Below are 18,405 nucleotides of genomic sequence, written 5' to 3'. Positions count from 1 at the left end.
CGAACGATAACGATATGATGAGGATTGCTTACATCGCCAGCGAGTAGAATTGCCGGGCGGCCGATGGCTTGAGTTCGCCTGCGTCTTCCATCTGCCCCTTGGCGATCATATGCATGAGTTCAATGCCGCTCAACAAGATGCGGGCACAATGAAATTCCTTGAATCCCAAGATGGGTCGGGTACGGCGCTTGATCGCCCGATGGTCTTGTTCCACGATATTGTTGAGATACTTGGCCTGGCGGATCTTGATGGGCGTCTCACGCTCGGCGTTCACGGCGCGCAGCCCGGCCAGATTGGCACTACTCTTGTCGATGGTTACCGTTTCGGGCGCGCCATTCTGATCGACGGCCTTCTCGAAGTACCGTCGGGCCGCCTCCTTGTCCGCTTGGCTCGCAGCAGGAAGTCAACCGTGTTGCCGGCCTTGTCGACGGCGCGGTAGAGATACTTCCATGTACCCCGGTACCTTCACATAGGTTTCGTCCATCCGCCAGTTCTTGCCGACCGGGCGCTTGCAGCGGCGGAACGCCTTTTCAAGCACCGGCAAAAGCTTGATGGCCCGCCGGTGCACGGTCGAATGATCGACCGCGATCTCGCGTTCCGACATCATCTCCTCGAGATTGCGCAGGCTCAGCGGGTAGGCCACGTACCAACGCACGTACACCAACATTATCTCGAGCGGATAGTGCAACCGCTTCAGCACTTTGGCTAGCGCTGGACTCAGCGCTTTCATTGTCGTTCACATCATCCTGTAAGGTCCCGCAGCATACCAGCCTCCGCTATTGCAACAGAACCGTGTAATGTTCCTGGATGCGCAGATCCGACTCGTGATACAGCAGTCCGTCGAGTACATAGGTCGAATCGCGCACACCGACGTTCACGAGGTTCGGATAGAACGGCGCGTACTGGTCGGAGATGTGCGTGTAGAACATGCGTCCGGGCTCGGCGCCGTATTTCGGATTCACGTGTCCCGTGCTCTCGGCCTTGTTGCCCGCACGGAAGCGCTGCCCATCGGATGACGAGGTGGTGCCATCGCCCCAGTGGGCGGCGAACGGAAGGGCGAACTGTGCGTTGACGAGTTCAGCGAGCGCCTGTGAGTAGGTCTCATCCCGGATGTGCCACGCCTGCAGCCACGACAGTTTCGCGTAGGGTATCCGACGGTTGATCATTCTGATATGCGTGGGTTGGTTACCGCATGACAAACAAAACGTCGGGGAGCTGCCTCAATCTAGATTTGAGGGTTGTGCTGTTTCCAGTTACCTCCTAGTGTTGCCAAGAGGGTTCTCTCACCGTTGCCTGGTCCTAGCCCAAACATCCTGTTGCGTGCTCAACTAACCTCTCATGCTGGCTAAGCCCAACTGAGGGGGGCGACGTGTTGCCCGGTTGCCCAGATAAAGCCTACGAGTTCGCGCGCAATGGCGGTACAGATTGGTTCTTGAGCTTGCCGCGTGCCATCAGGTTTCGAAAGCGCTGACACAGCCGCTTTTGCGCCGCGATCTCCTGGACCTCCGGCGGTGTACGCTCTGCGCGCCGCTGCAGGATTGCGGTCTTTCGTGCGGGATGTCGGTAGGCCCACGCTGCTTCAACCAGCATGCGTCGCACATGGCTGTTGCCCGTCCGCTTGCGTCCACCTCGAGCGGCCCATGTAGCGATAGCCATGGCGCGACAGAAACGACGGCAGCCATTGCTTGGCCTGGCGTTGCAGATGCTTCATGTCCTCCCGCGCACGGGGCAGATCGCGCAGCGCCTCCTGTGCCTCATCCGGAATCCACACGGGGCTCAACTCGCCGGCTCGGTGCAGGCGCGCCAGGCTTAGGGCCTCGCGCCGGTCGGTCTTCACACGTTCGCCCGGCTTCTTCGGAATCAGCGACGGCGCCACGACCTGACAGTCCTGCTTGAGCTCACGCAGCTGTCGGCAAATTGTGTAGCCGCAGGGGCCGGCTTCGTAGCAGAACGACAACCTTCCCGTGCCGCGCCTGACCTGTGCCACCAGTTTCGCGATGGCCTCGGGCGTGATCACGATCTCGCCCATATACCGCAGCTCGCCGGCCGTGTCGGCGACCGCCACGGCAACCGTTTCCTGATGTACATCCAGGCCCACGTACTTGCTAAACTTGTTCATGACCTGCCCCCTCAATGCGGCTCTGAGCCGCGGTGTAGCCCACCTCAAGCTTAATCCGCGTACCTTGAGGTGCGGCAGGTCCATACATGATGTCTAGGGGTCAGATTTCAATCGGCGTTGACACCGTCGCGGGAGTCGTCCATCACATCAGACCATCACGGGCGACCGCCCCTCTGGCTCTGACACCGTTTGTCCGCAACCCCACATTGCCTACATCCGTCGGCCCGATTGGAAGAAATTCGACACTTCACGTCGAGATGGCCAGACTCCGTTGGCTGTGTCGTGCTCGCATTCAGCGCCAGCGACCTTCAGCCGTACGCCTACCACGTGCATATGCTCACCGGATGGCCACCGCGCGAACCGGTTGCGATCTGGCTGCGCGTTTACCGCGTCACCTCGCAAGGCTCAAACCATTGCAGAGCATTGGGTTTGGACTGCGGCCGCGCTTGAAACCATTAGCAACCGATGCACATGTGATGGCGTTGGCCCAAGTTTTGCGTTTGCTTTTCGCGGACCATTATGAGTGGATTGAATTAGGACTTACGCAGCGTCGAGTGTTGCGCCTTTATGTCTCGACCAACTGCACGCTGACCAACTTCGCCGACCACGTTGACAACATGAGCCACGATGCCATCAACCGTTTTTTGCGACGGGAGCACATGACGCTGCGCCTGGTGTGGGACAACGTGCGTGGGCAGCTCGTCGCGCATGAAGACGGCTGCATCGTATTCGACGATTCCGTGACCGACAAGGACTTCTCGCACAAGATCGAACTCGTGCGGCGGCAATACAGCGGCAACGCCCACGGCCTCATCAAGGGCATCGGTGTGGTGAACTGTGTGTACGTGAATCCGCAGAGCGGCGAATACTGGATTATCGATTACCGTATTTACGATCCGGACGGCGACGGCAGGTCCAAACTCGATCACGTGCTGGACATGCTGACCAACGTGGTTCATCACAAAAACCTGCCGTTTCGCCGCGTGCTCATGGATATGATGCTGTTCATCGAATCGCTTTGGAGGACGTACTACTGCCCGCTGCGCAGTAACCGGCTGGTCGACGACTCCGAAGGTGAATTGCCATACCGGCATGTTGATTCGCTGCAATGGGACGCCCATTCTCTCGCGCACGAAGACGATCAAGATCAGGGGCTTTCCGAAACATCACAAGGTGAAACTGTTCCGGGTAGAGGTGTCGACACACCGCACGGACTGGGTCGTGACCAACGAGCTCACCCAGGATTCTTTGCCGGCGACACAAGACGCGTGTGGCCTGCGATGGAAGGTCGAGCAGTTAAACCGCGAACTCAAGCAGCTCACGGGTCTTCAGCGTTGCCAGTGCCGAAAGGCCGGCATCCAGCGCAACCATATCGCGAGCGCGGTACTCGTATGGGTCCGTCTGGCCGATATCGCGCGCAAGACCGGGCGCACGCTCTACCAAGTCAAGCAGAACTGCTCGATGATTTCCTCCGCCGCGAACTCAGAAATCCGTCCGTAACCATGCGTTTTGCGTAAGTCCTATGAATGACGATTGAACACGAAATCAAATCTCAACGGCGCTGCAGTTACAGCCGGCGTTTTTGCGCGAGCACCCAACACGGTTGCGGAGCGTGTGCCTGCCACGAACCCGCGACCCTTGTCTGGACGGATCACGGGGACTGCGTACACGCACAAGGAATGCGGCTAACACTGGCACGCAAACCACGACAACGGCAAGGATTGCGGCAATGCAATAGGGGAGTGTTCAAAAGTGTCAAAGCCACCATGCCGAATGTCTACTGACATTACAAGATGACAAAATTAGACGCTTCTTTGCACGCCGTGCCGTCCGGCCAAGACTCTGGGCTTTCTTGCCTCATCATGATGGCGATGTTGCACGGCCTTCCGGTTGATGAATCTCAGCTGCGCCACCAATTTGGGAACAACGTCTTTGGCAACCAGTTGCTGCTGTTGGCGGCCAAGGAAATCGGCATGACAGCAAAGCTGGTGCATCAGTCCGTGGACCGAATTGATCGCGCTCCGTTGCCAGCCATCGGTATCGACAACGACGGGCAGTATTTCATCGCAGGAAAATACGATACTAGTGGGGAAGAGCCGCGAATGGTCATGCAACGGCCGGGTAGCACACCAGTTATCCTCCCATTGAATGAATTCATCGGGTTATGGTCCGGGAAGCTAATTTTTTGCACCAGCAAAGCTAGTTTTACCGGAAACCTGGCCAAGTTCGACTTCACGTGGTTTATCCCTGCGATCGTAAAATATCGGAGTCTGCTGCGCGAAATTTTATTGATATCCCTAGTATTGCAAATCATCGGCCTTGTCACGCCGATGTTCTTTCAGGCCGTAATGGATAAGGTTCTTGTCAGTAATGCGATGCAGACGTTGAATGTGATCGCGATTGGGCTCATTTCTGCGATCTTCTTTGAAGTGACCTTGACTGCAATTCGAAACTGGGTATTTGCTCATACCAGCAGCAAGATCGACGTTGAACTCGGAGCTCGGCTATTCCGCCACCTGTTAGGCTTGCCGCTAACGTATTTTCATACTCGCAGGGTTGGTGATTCAGTGGCGCGCGTACGGGAGTTGGAAAATATCCGAAGTTTTTTGACCGGCAACGCCATGACATTAGTGCTGGATCTGATTTTTTCGATCGTATTCTTTGCTGTAATGATGGTTTACAGCGGAGCGCTAACGTTAATTGTGACTGTCTCGATTCCGCTCTATGCACTGCTATCAATGGTGTGCACGCCTATCATTCGCAACCGACTTGATGCCAAGTTCAATCGCAGCGCCGAAAACCAATCGTTTCTGGTTGAGACGATCAGTGGGATTGATACCGTCAAGGCGATGGCCGTCGAACCCCGCTGGACTCAGAAGTGGGACAAACAGCTAGCTGCCTATGTAGCCGCGGGGCTGTCTGTCAATAACGTCGCGGCCATCGCCAATAGCGGGGTCACACTGATAAGTAAGCTAGTCAACGTAGCCATCATGTGGTGGGGCGCGAAGCTCGTGATAGACCAAAAGATGACAGTAGGTGAATTGGTTGCTTTCAATATGCTGGCAGGGCAGGTCTCCAACCCAATCTTGCGCCTAGCGCAACTATGGAATGATTTCCAGCAGGTAGGCGTCTCAATGGGAAGATTAGGCGACATCCTCAACGCTCGCACGGAGGTCGTCGGCCGCAAGTCGCGCTTGCCGAAGCTGACCGGTGCGGTGGAATTCGACCGTGTTGTGTTCCGCTATCGGCCCGATGCACCGGAAGTCATTCGCGGAGTTTCATTGTCCATCAGGCCGGGCGAGGTGATTGGAATTGTTGGTCGTTCGGGTTCGGGAAAAAGCACGCTTACGAAGCTGGCACAAAGGCTCTACATCCCGGAAAGCGGGCGTGTACTAATTGACGGTCACGATATTGCTACGATTGAAACCGCTTCATTGCGCCAGCAAATCGGAGTGGTGCTGCAAGAAAACATGCTATTCAATCGATCGATACGAGACAACATCGCGTTGTCAATGCCGAACGCCTCTCTGGATGCGATCATCGCAGCGGCTAGCCTTTCCGGTGCGCATGAGTTTATTTGCCAGTTGCCAGAAGGATACGACACGATGGTAGGCGAGCACGGCACCGGTCTGTCGGGCGGGCAAAGGCAACGCGTTGCGATTGCCCGTGCGCTCCTTCCCAATCCGCGAATCCTGATTTTTGACGAGGCCACGAGCGCATTGGACTATGAATCGGAGAAGATCATTCACAAAAACATGCGAAGCATCTGCCGTGGGCGCACTGTGCTGATCATCGCGCACCGACTATCAACCGTCCGTGGGGCGAATCGCATCGTGACAATGGAGCGCGGCCAGATAGCGGAGGTCGGCAGTCACGAAGAGCTCCTCAAGATCCCGCAGGGAATGTACGCTCACTTGTACAGCCTGCAGCAGGGGGGCATGGCGTGAATCTGCGTCACCAATGGCAGGCATGGGGTGAACTGTGGCGCAGGTACCGCGATCATTTCGCGTACGCGTGGCGGGAGAGACGCGCACTTACACCACGTGACCTGAACTCCGAGGAGGCGGAGTTTTCGCCTGCAGCTCTATCGTTGCAGGAAAAACCGGTCTCGCCAACTGGCCGCTGGGTGGCAAAGATCTTAATTCTGTGGATTGTAGTCGCAATCACGTGGTCAATTCTGGGGCATGTCGACATAGTTGTGAATGCCGTCGGCAAGGTGATTCCATCAGGATACAGCAAGGCTCTTGCGTCAGTTGAGGTCGCTCGCGTGCGAGCATTGCACGTCACGGAAGGTCAGACGGTTCACGCTGGCGACGTTCTCGTTGAACTCGATTCGCGCACTGTGGACAGCGACCTAGAAAAGGCTCGCGGCGGTGCAGCGATAGCTGCATCGCACGCTGCCGGTGCACGCGCTTTGATTGCGGCGGTTGACAGCGATCGGCCGCCTGTTCTGGCGCCGAATTCGGGCGTTCCGCGTGAGCGCTGGCATGAAACCGAACAGAACTTGAACGGGCAGTGGCATGACTATGTCGCCAAGCGGCGCCGATTGGAGGGAGAGATCAGCCACGCTGAAGCGGCGCTTCCGTTGGCAGTAGAGCGCGAGCGGGACTACGCGCAGCTGTCGAAAGAAGACGACGTGTCACGCGATGCATATCTCAAGAAGAAGCAGGAGCGTATCGACCTCCAGGCTCAACTTATTGACGCGCGAAACCAGAGAGCGGTTTTGATTGCGGAAACGCGCAAGACGGCACTCGATGCGCTGGACGACGCGGAGCGGGTGCTCAATGATGCTACGAAGGATGCTGCACGCGCCGAAGCGCACGGCGACCTTCTCAAACTGGTTGCGCCTGTGGACGGTACTGTGCAGCAACTGGCTGTACATACTATCGGAGGAGTGGTCCCGGCGGCTGTGCCTTTGATGAAGCTAGTTCCCACCAAGAGCAAGGTAGAGGTCGAAGCCTTTATCGAAAGTAAGGATGTCGGTTTCGTCAGGGAGGGACAAAGCGCGGCTGTCAAGATCGATGCCTTCGAATACATAAAATACGGCACTGTTGCTGCGCGTGTGACCCATGTTTCACACGACGCTATCAAGGATGAGAAGCGGGGGCTGATTTATTCCGTAAAGGTGATGCTGGATCGACCGACGATGGAAATTGATGGCCGATCCGTTGCCCTGACGCCTGGTATGGGCGTAAGTGTCGAAATCAAAACTGGAACGCGACGAGTCATTGAATATGTTTTGTCACCGCTTATTGAGGAATCCCGCGAGAGTTTGCATGAACGGTAAGAGAGCGAGCAGCCGGCTGCGCGGAATAGTGATTCTGCTTGGCTTATTCGTCGGCGCACGCGCCCATAGCTCTGGCGTACCGGACCTTCTGGAAGACCCGCTGCTGACCCGACCGCCCCTGCTCAGTCATGGTGCCATTTTACAAAGTGGAACGCCGGCGGTTACATGTCCCGCCGCCATCGATCTCGCACGGCCGCTGACCTTGGCCGGCGCAGTCGACATCGGTTTATGCAACAACCCACAGATCGGTGCTTCGTTTGCCGCAATCAAAGCGCAAGCCGCGGCGGTCGGCGAAGCACGGGCGTCCTATCTTCCAACGCTGTCGGCAGATGTATCACCCTTACGTACCCGGACACAGTACCCTGACTCGCCTATTTCTAGCTCAACCGCAAATGGGCATACCCTGAGTGCGGGCGTGGCTTGGCGAATGTTCGACTTTGGCGCGCGCGCTGCGAGCAGCGAAGCTGCAAACCGTTCATTGCAGGCCGCTTTGGCTAGCCACGACGCGTCGATTCAAAAGGTGATGTCGGACATTGTGGAGGCTTACTTCAACGCACAGATGGCTCAGGCGACGCTAGCGGCGCGCGCCGAATCTACCTCGATGGCTCAACAAACCTATGAGGCCGTTGAACGCCGGCAGCGAATGGGCGTGGCTGAGCAAAGCGATAGCTTGCAAGCCGCCACGGCCCTTGCCAAGGCGAAACTCGCCGAACAGCAGGCTGCCGCGGACGATCGCGTATCGAATGGAGCTTTGCTCTATTTTCTCGGGGTAGCTCCTTCAACCGAACTGAGGCTCGCAGGATTGGAAGACGCGGCGACATCTCATGTTGTGGAAGACCTGAATTACTGGCTCGAGGAGACTGCCACGCGGCATCCAGCGATTATCGCGGCCCGCGAGCAGTGGAAAGCCGCGCGGGCGGAGGTGAAGGTCGCACGGTCCGAAGGCCTACCGACTATTGACCTCGTGGGCAACTTTTTTCAGAACGGTTACCAGAACCAAGGGATGCAGGCGATTCACAGTAATACAACAACTGTGGGTATCACTGTGACGATTCCGTTCTTTGATGGGTTCTCAAGCACATACAAGGTGAGAAGAGCGCAAGCGCAGGCAGAACAAAGCGAGTCCCAGCTCCATGATACTGAGCAGCAAGTTTTAACGGACGTGATTAAGGCTCAGGCGGAGGCTGTCGCCGCGGCAGGAAAATTGCAAGCCGCGAAAGAGCTGCTTCGAGCGGCCCGCTCTGCGGTTGCGTCTTCGCGGCGGCGCTACGACAAGGGCGTTGCCAACATCCTTGAGTTGCTATCGGTGCAGTCGGCACTTGCGGACGCTCAGCAGGAGCGAGTTCGCAGCGTTGTCGAATGGGAGTCGGACCGCGTGAAGCTGCGGGCGGCAGCCGGCGCACTTGATCGGAGTGCGATAGGAGATCATGTGTTCTAGCGGGGAATCCAGTTTGCCGCAAGCATCGGACTGGCGGTGGTTATGGAGCAGCTGCCATCCGTAATGGGCATTCCCTTTGAAGACGGAGTCCCGGTGATTGAAAGCGCACCGGTTCCTCAAGCGCTGGCCGCCTAATCATGCGACCGACCCGCATACACCACTCTTGACGATTTCTCCGGCATATCAGCGCAAGATGAAACTCAATCTCCACGATCTCTCTTCTATGCGCGTTCATGTGTTTGAAGGGGCCCGGAATAGTTGGTAGGCAGTTTGAAAGGCGTGCCTGCTTGTTCCTCAAGTGTTGTGATTTGTGATCTTTTCAGGGGGTGACATGGCGTCAATTACGCGAAGCAGAAGGGAACTGGTCGTTACGGAAAGACAGGGATTTTTGACGAAATCATCAAAAACGGGCGAGACGATCGAGGGTAGAGTAGATAACAATATCGATGTGTTACGTAATTCACTTGGGAGCCCATTAATCAGCGCAGGATCTGGAAATTTTAACGATATGATCGGCGGTCAAGCCAACTCAGTGGGGCTCGCTCGTAACGATTTCGACTCTATGTCAATTGATTGCGGGCTTCCAAAATCAACTCGTATGTACAGGACCGATGATATCGCCCAAACCGGTGTCAATGGCTTGAGAACCCATCTTTCAGAGCTTACGGATAGAGTCGATATATACCGAAACTGCGTCGCCGCATATCTATCTGATACGATCGATAGCTTTGAAATGCGCAGATATAACGACAAGATCGCCTGCGTTCATCCGCAGCCACAATCACAGCAAAAATACACATACAGCTCGATACTTTCAGATTTACAAAGCGTTGCTAGCGCCATTGGAAGCGGTGGATTAACAGACGCACAATTGAATAGTCTTAAGACTTACGCGTCAGAAGTATCGGCGCAACTTGGAAAATCGTCATGCCTTGCCTATGTGACCAATGCATTGGTCAACGGCAACGCCGCTAACGTTGACTGGACGGGCGGACAGAACACCTCATCCAAGCTGGGCGATCTTGCCCCTGGCAGTAGTCAGCTCCAGTTCAACGAGCTGATTGATAAATGGTTCCTAGGTTCCGACAACCCATCGTTGTCGGGCCTTGGCGGTAGCTATGCGAACGTTACGCACCCGTTGTTCGGCACGAGCGGCGCGCCAACTGCAAACGATGTCAACCAAGGCCGCGTAGGCGACTGTTATCTGATGGCGGCACTCGCATGTGTGGCACAGGATGAGCCGAGCAAAATTGCGTCGATGTTTACGAGTGATGGCAACGGGGTTTACGGGGTTAGGTTCTTTGATGGCCCAGGAAATCCCGTTTACGTTACTGTGAATGATGCAGTTGCTCAAAATGCTGCGGAAAATTCCTGTGATAGCTGGGTTCAAATTCTCGAGAAGGCCTTTGTAGAATACCAGCACATGAACGGCCTCGCGAATCAATATAAAGCAATTGACGGTGGCTGTGACATTGGCCTCACGGCTGTGACTGGAAGGCAAGCGGAGTCCTATGAGTGTTCCTCTTTTTCACAGACATCGTGGGATGACACGGTGAAGCAATCCATCATCAGTGGTTTGAATAATAAAACCGAGGTGATGTACGGTTGCTCTCAGAACACTACGGATCCTTCAGGCCAGATAGAGCTGGTGAACGAACACATGTTCTCTGTTCTTGGGTATGACCAATCAACCGGGGATTTTATTCTCCGGAATCCGTGGGGAAACCATAATGGCAACAATCGATACGACACTCAGTTTGAAGTGTCTGCCGATCAACTTTGGAACAAGGGTGGGGGCGGCGAAGTAATCATTTCAGATCCCGAATCTAATTGCGTTGCCAAATCCACATCCGGTGGCACGCTTGGTAGTCAGGTTAATAGCCTGGTCGCCAGTATGAGCGCGCTGCATTTTCAATCATCCGAATGGGGTGCGGCGTATACGAGGCTGCATTCGGTCGATCAGCAAATCAACACAACACAACACATATAGCGTAGGCCAAAACGCAAGGTGGATCGAAGGTGTGAAGGTCTACCACCCGGGACTGCGGCGAGGCGTCACGCGCGGATGGCGGGCGATGATCAGACGCCGCAGTGCGATTGAGCCAGCCATCGGCCACATGAAAACAGATGGCAAACTCGATCGGAACTGGCCGAAGGGAGCGCTCGGTGACGCGCTGCATGCGACACCCGTCCAACAATTTGGGGTGTTTTTTCATGAGCAAGTACAGCGTGCGGTTCAAGCGCTCGGTTGTCCTTGAACTCAACAGAATACGTTTGTTTCGTCTTCAACTCGTACCTCTGACTCTTCTCGATAAGAAAGTTCAGAGGCGACAACTACTATGACGCCGGGGGCTCATTGAGCCGATCCTCGATCCACTATTCCATGCGGATTCGTATGGTTATCGTCCCAAGCGTACCACGCATGAAGCGGTGCATCGGGTGGCGACGGCGATTGTTCAGTGGAAGACCCGAGTCATAGATCTGAATTTGCGTGCGTACTTTGACACCGTGCGGCATCACCTACTGCTCGAAAAAGTGGCGCGTCGGGTCAATGACCGGGACGCCATGCATTTGCTGAAGCTGATGCTGACGGCATCGGGTAAGCAAGGTGTTCCGCAAGGCGGGGTGATTTCGCCACTGCTCAGTAACGTCTACCTCACTGAGGTGGATCGGATGCTGGGGCGGGCGAAAGAAGCCACGCGCAATGGGAAGTATACCTACGTCGAGTATGCCCGCTTCGCTGATGATCTCGTCGTGCTGATCGATGCACACCCGCGCCATGACTGGCTGCTGGGGGCGGTAAGCAGACGACTACGGGAGGAGTTTGACAGGCTACAGGTCGAGGTGAACGAGGAGAAGAGCCGCACCGTGGATCTGAGATGCAAGGAGAGCTTCGGCTTTCTGGGGTTTGACTTCCGTCAATTCCGCAGCTTCGGGACAGGGCGTGGCGAGCGCACTACACGCCGAAGCTGAAGAAGCGTACGGCGTTACTGCGCAAGCTCAAGGAGGTGTTCCGGCGATACCAGTCACAGCCGGTAAATCCAGTAGTCTAACTGATTAATCCGGTGCTGCGGGGCTGGGTGCATTACTTCGCTATCGGGGACTCCAACGAGTGCTTCAACTTCATCAGGGACTGGGTGGAAAAGAAGATCCGGCGCCACATGGGGCGATCCCGGAACCGACGGGGCTTCGGCTGGAAGCGGTGGAGTAGGCGTTGGCTGTATGAGGAACTGGGGCTGTTTAATGGCTACAGGGTCCGCCGTACCGTCGCACCGAAAGCGCGCCCGGCATGATAGGCCCCATAAACCTTGACGTGAAGCAAACAGGAGAGCGTAGTGCGGGAAAACCGCAAGCTGCGTTCGACGTGGCGGGAGCTGGAAACGTGACTATGGCAGCCGGACTGAGGGCCACCGCGAAAGCGGTGGAAAGACCACCGGAGCCTACCGTGCGCGCGCCAGTTCTCGACCCTACCTGAGAGGGCCTGCGGGTGCGATTCCCGCGGGCTACTCACCCACGGTGTACGGGGGATCTGAGGCGGGGAATTGAAGGCGGTGGACTTGGTCTGGACGAATTGGTTCGTCACGGGGCGCAGCAAGTGATTCAATAAGCGATCGAAGCGGAGCTGGCAGAACTGATGGAGCGGTTCGCGAACGTCAAGACTTTGCACGGGCAGCGCGCCGTCGTGCGCAACGGCTGCTTGCCAGAGCGCGAGGTGTTGACAGCCGCCGGCCCGATTGCTGTGAAGGTGCCAAAAGGTGCGCGACCGATCGGGATCGGGCGTGAAGTTCAATTCGACGATTGGCCGCCGTACGTGAGGAGTCGCCTCGCGTGAGCGCAGCGCTGCCCTGGCTGTATCTGAAGGGTATCTCGACGGGCGATATGAGCGAAGCGTTGAGCGTGCTGCCAGGCGATGACGCCAAGGGCTTGTCGGCCAACGTGGTAAGCCGGCTTAAGGCGCAATGGGCCGACGAGCATGTGGCCTGGAGCCGGCGTGATCTGTCGGAGTCGCACTATGTCTATTGGTGGGTCGACGGCATTCACACGGGGCTGCGCAGCGAGAACTCCGATGGGCAATGCTTGCTCGTGATCATCGGCGTGAAACCGGACGGGAGCAAAGAGCGTGTGGCGATCGGCGATGGGTATCGCGAGACGAAAGCGTCGTGGCTGGAGCTTCTGCTCGACCTGAAAAAGCGCGGTCTGAAGGCAGGACCTCTGGCTGGCGGTCGGCGACGGCGCAATGGGCTTCTGGGCGGCGACTCGGTGCAAGACGATCGACCGGTTCAGCAGAAACTCGCCGCTTGATATCGACCGTCACGATGCTGCCCATACACCACTCTTGACGTTAGCTCTGTTTCGTGTTGCGTGAAGACAAAGAGATCGTGGATTCCGCTCATTGTGAGTGAATGAGGGCGAATGAATGAGGGGGGTGTGACTGCGGCCGCGCTCCGATGTCCCGGACCAAGATTCCCGGTTGAAACTTGCATGTAGAACAGTCATCTCATCCATCGCTTGGCTTCATGACGCCAACCCGGTTCGTGTAAGCCTGGCTGGCGGCGCAGCGGGAAGGGGATTCTGCTGCATAACCCGGGGGTGTCCGGAAGGGGAGATTTGGGGGGCCATATGCGGTTAAAGAGCGCGACGCGCGGCAATGGTCTGTATTTGGACAAGGTAGGTCGACGCAAATCAATTTGCGAGTTTGGTGCGTCGGCTACTTTTCTTTAAGCATATCCTATATTGATAGAAAACGTCGATAAGGAAATGAAAATGGCAACGGGTAAGGTTAAATGGTTCAACGATGAAAGAGGGTACGGATTCATTCAGCCAGACGACGGAAGCTGCGATCTGTTTGTGCATTACTCTGATATCCAGATAGAGGGATTCAAGACGCTACAGGATAATCAAAGGGTAACCTTCGAAGCAAAAAACGGGCCCAAGGGCAGGCAGGCGATAAGCATCCAGCCGCACTGACCATGCGCTTTCTGGTAATGCCGCGGCAGCAAGGAAGACATCGGCGCAATGCGGCATCAGGTGGCCGCCGGTAGGTGGCGTTTAATCTGGGCGAGGAGAGCTGGAACCTAACACTGGTTGATAGCCGAGGTGACACAGCGGCGGAATGGTCGCTGCGCGTGATACGGCAGCTGTCCTCATCGCGAACGCAAGGGTGCGATGCAATCCCGGCAATGCGCACGGTTCTAGAGTCCAATTCGCAGCTTGGCATGTCAATGTCATAGAGCCAGCGTGTATGGCGCCCGGATCGAAGGTTGGGCCTGGGCTGCTTTCTGTGTAGGCCTATCACCTCATGCCGGATATGATGCCACCCCTGTTATTGACGTGCTCGTTCGATACACGGCTAGCTGTTTCGTGCATGCGGATATCGCGGGTTGTGTTATTGCAACATGCAGCGAACGGGAAGGTGTTTCGGTCCACAAACGAAGTTTGACTCCATGTATTCGATCTCACCCACTAGCTCAGCGCGTTGCAATCTCGGAATCAGCTCATCGAACAGAATCCGCATCTCCATGTGCGCGAGATGTCGACCAAGGCATACGTGGCCGCCGACACCGAACGCGATATGTGGGTTGGGTCTGCGATCAATATTGAATGTGAATGGCGAAGGGAAGACTTCTTCGTCGCGATTCGCCGAGCCATAGCACAACATCAGCCAATCTCCTTTGCGAATTTTGCGGCCCCGGATATTAGTGTCGGCAGTCGCTGTACGCATGAAATGATGAACCGGCGATGCGAATCTAAGGCATTCATCGATAAAATGTGGAATGAGCGATCGATTTGCCTGAAGCTGTGGTAGCAACTCCATAAAGCGGCACAATGCCCACATTGCGACCGACGTGGACGACGACACTGTATGATGCCCTGCGGCAGCGATAATTACGTAATAGCCGAGGCGGGTTACGTCATCGATAGGCTGCCCATTGATGACCGCGTTGGCTAGCAAAGTCGCGACATCATTGCGCGGGTCCTTCCGGCGCGCTTCGTTTAAGCTTTCGAAGTACTCCCTGAAGTCGTCAACTACAGACAGGAGCGCATTGCCCGTCGCACTGCTCGCGTCGCCTTGGCGCACCGTATCGCGTGTGTATTCCTCGTCTTCACTCCCGAACATCTCGTAAGTTAGTGCAAGTATGCGAGGAAAATCCTCCTGAGGGACACCGAGAATATCCATGATTACGTGCAGTGGGTACTGCGACGCGAATGCGCCTGAAAAATCGATCACCTTTCCGTTGTGTTGCTGCAGCTTCGCGACCATCGCACGGGCTAGCGATCTAATACGGTCTTCAAGCTTGAGAATACTGTTCGGCATGAACCAGGATTGAGTCAGCGCGCGTAAACTTTTGTGTTCTTCGCCATCGATGTGCACGAGCGACCGAACAATGTTCGGTGAACCGGTCGTGGACATAATATGCTCTATCGATGCTCTAGGGCGACACACGACAGAATAATCTCCATTATGGAATAGAGAATTATTCCGTGAGATCATAGAGACGTCGGCGTGTTTTGTAATCACCCAAAACGGGTCATGCCCGGCAGCCGTCGCTCTCCCGACAGGGTTGTTTGCGCGTACCCAAGTGTAAATTTCGTGGAGGCCATCGATGTCCGTGTGGGACTTCGGATCGACGATGCGGTTCGCTATTTCTCTTGGTAGGTCATATTTTTGCATTCTGTTTGAGTCCAGGGGAGGTTCGTGTTAGTGGACGCGCGACACGAACGAGCGTCGACGCGCGCGATGATCCAGTCTGCTAACGTAGAGAGCTCATTTCAGTTGGTGCTTGCCGATCGATTTAACTTTATCGCAGGCGGGTGCTCCCCGCGGGTGGTGGTTGGTGTGGTGGCTGTCAATTTTCGTCCGGGGTATCTAATTATCATATTATGATTTCTCATTTCATCCTTAATCCATATCAACATTGTTCTTTGATATCGACGATATTGAGAATACGCGGCGGAACGTATGCAAATTAGTGCGCGGACTGTAGTCTCCTGTTGAAGTTAAGATAATTAATTGGTGTGATGGTTTCGCCAGTTTAACCAATAAGACGCAACGCCGATCAGGAATGTCAGGAAGGTCAGAAAATTTAGTCATGCATCGAAAGTGGGGGCGTGACTCGCCAACGCTGGCAGCGTCAGTCGCGTCATTTGGGAGGATCGATCGGTGCTGTGAGTCGTTGCATTCCAGCATGTTTAGCTCTATTCAGAACTTTTGACGGATCGCGGCGCGAGCAAGGATCTGGCGATTGCTGGATGAGTCACCCACATTCGCGACGCTCGCAACAGCGGGAACCCCAAGAGACGATGTCCCAGATGCTTGTTGCCAACCGATTTCGAAATAGACGTCGGTTCGCTTGGATAAAAAGTAGTCTGTTGAAATCGTTACTTGGTTGAAGTGCTGGTTTCCGAGTATGTGTCCCGAAACGTCTTGAATGCCATTCGATTGCAAGTAGTCGTATGATGCTGCGACTGTCCACGCTTGGCTGAAACGATACATTATTCCGACATCGTAGTTGTTGAATATGACTGTTCCGTCCAGCTGAGGCAGGGCGAGATTCGCGTATTGAACATTAGAGAACGATGCTGCCACGATGACGGGGCCGATTGTGAAGTTGGATGCTACGACTACAGACTGATACGCTTGGGCGGAGGCATATCCACGGTTGATAGCACCTTGAAGAGGAGAGATTCCATTCAAATAAGCAGTAAAAAATCCTGTGCCTGGCGCTGCGGTGGGGTTCTTAAAGTACTCGAATGATGCCCCCAGTTTCAATGGCCCGTTCACGTAACCTGCACCTACCGAATAACCACTGGTAGATGTGAAGTTACCGGCAATACCACCAAAGCTGTACTCAATTCCGAAGCTCGCGCCGTAGATGTCAGGGCTCATGTATCGGACAGAATTATTCGGTCGAACCGTGTTGGACGCATTGTCCAGATCCCCTGGGTGTCCCGCCGGCGCGCCTCCGACCAGTGCTTCGGCAGTCAGCGGCTCGGGAAAGTAGAAGATCATGTCGTATTGACGTCCAAATGTCAGGCCGCCGCAGTTGTCGCTTTTGATACCGATGAAGGCTTGACGACCAAATAGCAGGCCGCCCTGACCAGCCTGACCTTGATTTAGGTTTACGCCTGACTCAAGGGTGAACGTTGCATGTAAACCGCCACTGAGGTCCTCGCTTCCGGTCAGGCCCCATCGACTTCCCATGAGGCCGCTAAGCGAGTCAAGCGAAATTCTCTTGCTATCAGCAACGTTGCTTTGGTACATAATGCCTTCGTCGAGTACACCGTAGAGATTCACAGTCCCTTGTGCTTGAGCCAAGGATGACGCACCAAATAAAGCCAGAAATATCGACCTTTCCCAACCACGCATAATTAGATTTCCAGGAGCGTGTGAGTGAGAAGCTCTGTTTCGCTCGACGACATCTGTCTGTACAGCGCTGCGACGTGCTGCCACGATTGCGCCGATGTTGGTGTGCTCCAAAATAGAGCGCTACAGCGGAAGAAAGCCACTGTATCGTTGATATGTGCAGTTGCCTCTTTGCATTTTTTGGAGATCATATCTGTGCGACTTAGGCTTTACTGTATGGCGTCCAAGGTGTCAAACGGGTTGAGCGCGAGATCGCTTCACATTTCCAGAGCACAGATCGTGCCGACTCAGATTAGTCGGCGAAAAGGAGCCACCAGGCGCAGTGCGACGTCTTCAGGTGGATTGATATCCGATGAAGATTGTCGTGCGGACCGCCCGATGTGCGACAGTCCTCATTTCGTTTGTGAGCATTTGGTCAATACGCGACAATCGACATGGGCTGAAGAGGCGTCTATTCGAACAAGAACCCTCGTAAGAGATCGTGAAGCCGGTAGCGTCCTTGACTAGTCGTGTAAAACGGGGGGCTTGTCACGAGTCGCGCTCAACAATTCGTCTCACGAGGGCGGCAGTCATGCCGCGAAGACCACCGGTGCCGAAGGTTGACATACCCCCGGAAGGCAGGGTGTGGGGACGAGGCCGTTGGAATTCCCACATCTCAATGCATCGCTCAGACGGTGGTCAAGCGATATCTGTAATCGCTTGTGGTTTCACGACGACTCATGCGGCTATCATCCTGGGCGGTCCGCGCATCAGGCGCCCGACGTTGGCCGGCGGCGCGGCCGGGGGCTATGCTTGGGCGCTGGGCCTCGACATCAAGAAGTTCTTCGGTAGTATCGAACTGGTAAATCATGATGCGACAACGAGGCTGAGCAAGGCGAGGCCGGCAACCATCGCAACTGGGCCAGGCGCTAGACTTCACCAACAAGCGCACGCGTCGCAAGGGCGTCGTCGACGAGGTGGCGTGGCGCAAGAACCGTAACAAGTCGAAGATCTGAGCTTGCCCCTGAAAAACGTATCCCTTGCTGAGGTTTAAACTGCAGCAAGGAGAAACGAAGATGAGCCAATTGAGGCGTGCGCGGTACACCCTGGAATTCAAGCTGGAGGCGGTGCGGCTGGTGAAGGCCGGCCAGAGCCTGGCAGCGGTGTCGGCGATTCTGGGGGTGTCGAGCCAGACGATCTCGAACTGGGTGCAGGCG

At 55.5% G+C, this 18,405-nt stretch carries 10 protein-coding genes and 7 pseudogenes; 12 read left to right on the top strand and 5 right to left on the bottom strand.

The window, feature by feature from the left end:
- Positions 1-28: 28 nt before the first annotated feature.
- The 3 pseudogenes from AB4Y44_RS33515 to AB4Y44_RS33505 form a co-directional block, all read right to left on the bottom strand.
- Positions 29-730: pseudogene (locus tag AB4Y44_RS33515) on the bottom strand (IS6 family transposase).
- 61 nt (positions 731-791) lie between these two features.
- A pseudogene (locus AB4Y44_RS33510) lies at positions 792-1,184 on the bottom strand (Tn3 family transposase); the annotation flags it as partial.
- 161 nt (positions 1,185-1,345) lie between these two features.
- Positions 1,346-2,119, bottom strand: a pseudogene (locus AB4Y44_RS33505) (transposase).
- Between the two features lie 554 nt (positions 2,120-2,673).
- On the opposite strand from AB4Y44_RS33505, the pseudogene AB4Y44_RS33500 reads away from it, so the two are divergent.
- From AB4Y44_RS33500 to AB4Y44_RS33455, 10 genes and pseudogenes are all read left to right on the top strand, one after another.
- Positions 2,674-3,636: pseudogene (locus tag AB4Y44_RS33500) on the top strand (transposase).
- A 276-nt stretch (positions 3,637-3,912) separates the two neighbouring features.
- On the top strand, positions 3,913-6,066 hold the full coding sequence (locus tag AB4Y44_RS33495) for a type I secretion system permease/ATPase (RefSeq protein ID WP_069268851.1): 2,154 nt from the start codon (positions 3,913-3,915) through the stop codon (positions 6,064-6,066).
- Positions 6,063-7,406: an HlyD family type I secretion periplasmic adaptor subunit gene (locus AB4Y44_RS33490; protein ID WP_368661803.1), complete on the top strand. Its 1,344-nt coding sequence runs from the start codon at positions 6,063-6,065 to the stop codon at positions 7,404-7,406. The genes AB4Y44_RS33495 and AB4Y44_RS33490 overlap by 4 nt, the downstream gene beginning before the upstream one ends.
- Complete coding sequence (locus AB4Y44_RS33485; RefSeq protein ID WP_368701942.1) at positions 7,396-8,844, top strand: TolC family protein; 1,449 nt, start codon at positions 7,396-7,398, stop codon at positions 8,842-8,844. Before AB4Y44_RS33490 ends, AB4Y44_RS33485 begins: the two co-directional genes overlap by 11 nt.
- Before the next feature lie 331 nt (positions 8,845-9,175).
- Positions 9,176-10,834 carry a C2 family cysteine protease gene (locus tag AB4Y44_RS33480; protein WP_368661804.1) on the top strand — a complete coding sequence of 553 codons (1,659 nt, stop codon included), beginning with the start codon at positions 9,176-9,178 and terminating at the stop codon, positions 10,832-10,834.
- Positions 10,835-10,856: 22 nt separating this feature from the next.
- Positions 10,857-11,027 (top strand): annotated as a pseudogene (locus AB4Y44_RS33475) (IS5/IS1182 family transposase); the annotation flags it as partial.
- A gap of 172 nt (positions 11,028-11,199) precedes the next feature.
- Positions 11,200-11,817, top strand: coding sequence for a reverse transcriptase domain-containing protein (locus tag AB4Y44_RS33470; protein WP_368701945.1), 618 nt, complete (start codon positions 11,200-11,202; stop codon positions 11,815-11,817).
- 92 nt (positions 11,818-11,909) lie between these two features.
- A complete protein-coding gene (locus AB4Y44_RS33465; protein ID WP_368701941.1) occupies positions 11,910-12,137 on the top strand; it encodes a group II intron maturase-specific domain-containing protein in 228 nt (75 codons plus the stop codon).
- Between the two features lie 236 nt (positions 12,138-12,373).
- A pseudogene (locus AB4Y44_RS33460) lies at positions 12,374-13,099 on the top strand (transposase); the annotation flags it as partial.
- A 509-nt stretch (positions 13,100-13,608) separates the two neighbouring features.
- Positions 13,609-13,812, top strand: coding sequence for a cold-shock protein (locus AB4Y44_RS33455; RefSeq protein WP_069268847.1), 204 nt, complete (start codon positions 13,609-13,611; stop codon positions 13,810-13,812).
- 418 nt (positions 13,813-14,230) lie between these two features.
- Here AB4Y44_RS33455 and AB4Y44_RS33450 read toward each other — a convergent pair whose 3' ends face one another.
- Positions 14,231-15,517 carry a cytochrome P450 gene (locus AB4Y44_RS33450; RefSeq protein WP_368701940.1) on the bottom strand — a complete coding sequence of 429 codons (1,287 nt, stop codon included), beginning with the start codon at positions 15,515-15,517 and terminating at the stop codon, positions 14,231-14,233.
- Between the two features lie 528 nt (positions 15,518-16,045).
- On the bottom strand, positions 16,046-17,212 hold the full coding sequence (locus AB4Y44_RS33445; protein WP_368661806.1) for a porin: 1,167 nt from the start codon (positions 17,210-17,212) through the stop codon (positions 16,046-16,048).
- Positions 17,213-18,099: 887 nt separating this feature from the next.
- Here AB4Y44_RS33445 and AB4Y44_RS33440 point away from each other — a divergent pair.
- Positions 18,100-18,201: pseudogene (locus AB4Y44_RS33440) on the top strand (IS5/IS1182 family transposase); the annotation flags it as partial.
- A gap of 63 nt (positions 18,202-18,264) precedes the next feature.
- On the top strand, positions 18,265-18,405 hold a 141-nt coding region (locus tag AB4Y44_RS33435; protein WP_368661810.1), incomplete at its 3' end, for a transposase.

This window comes from Paraburkholderia sp. BR10937, assembly GCF_040965695.1.
GTDB lineage: Bacteria > Pseudomonadota > Gammaproteobacteria > Burkholderiales > Burkholderiaceae > Paraburkholderia.
This window is presented reverse-complemented; position numbering and strand designations above follow the sequence as displayed.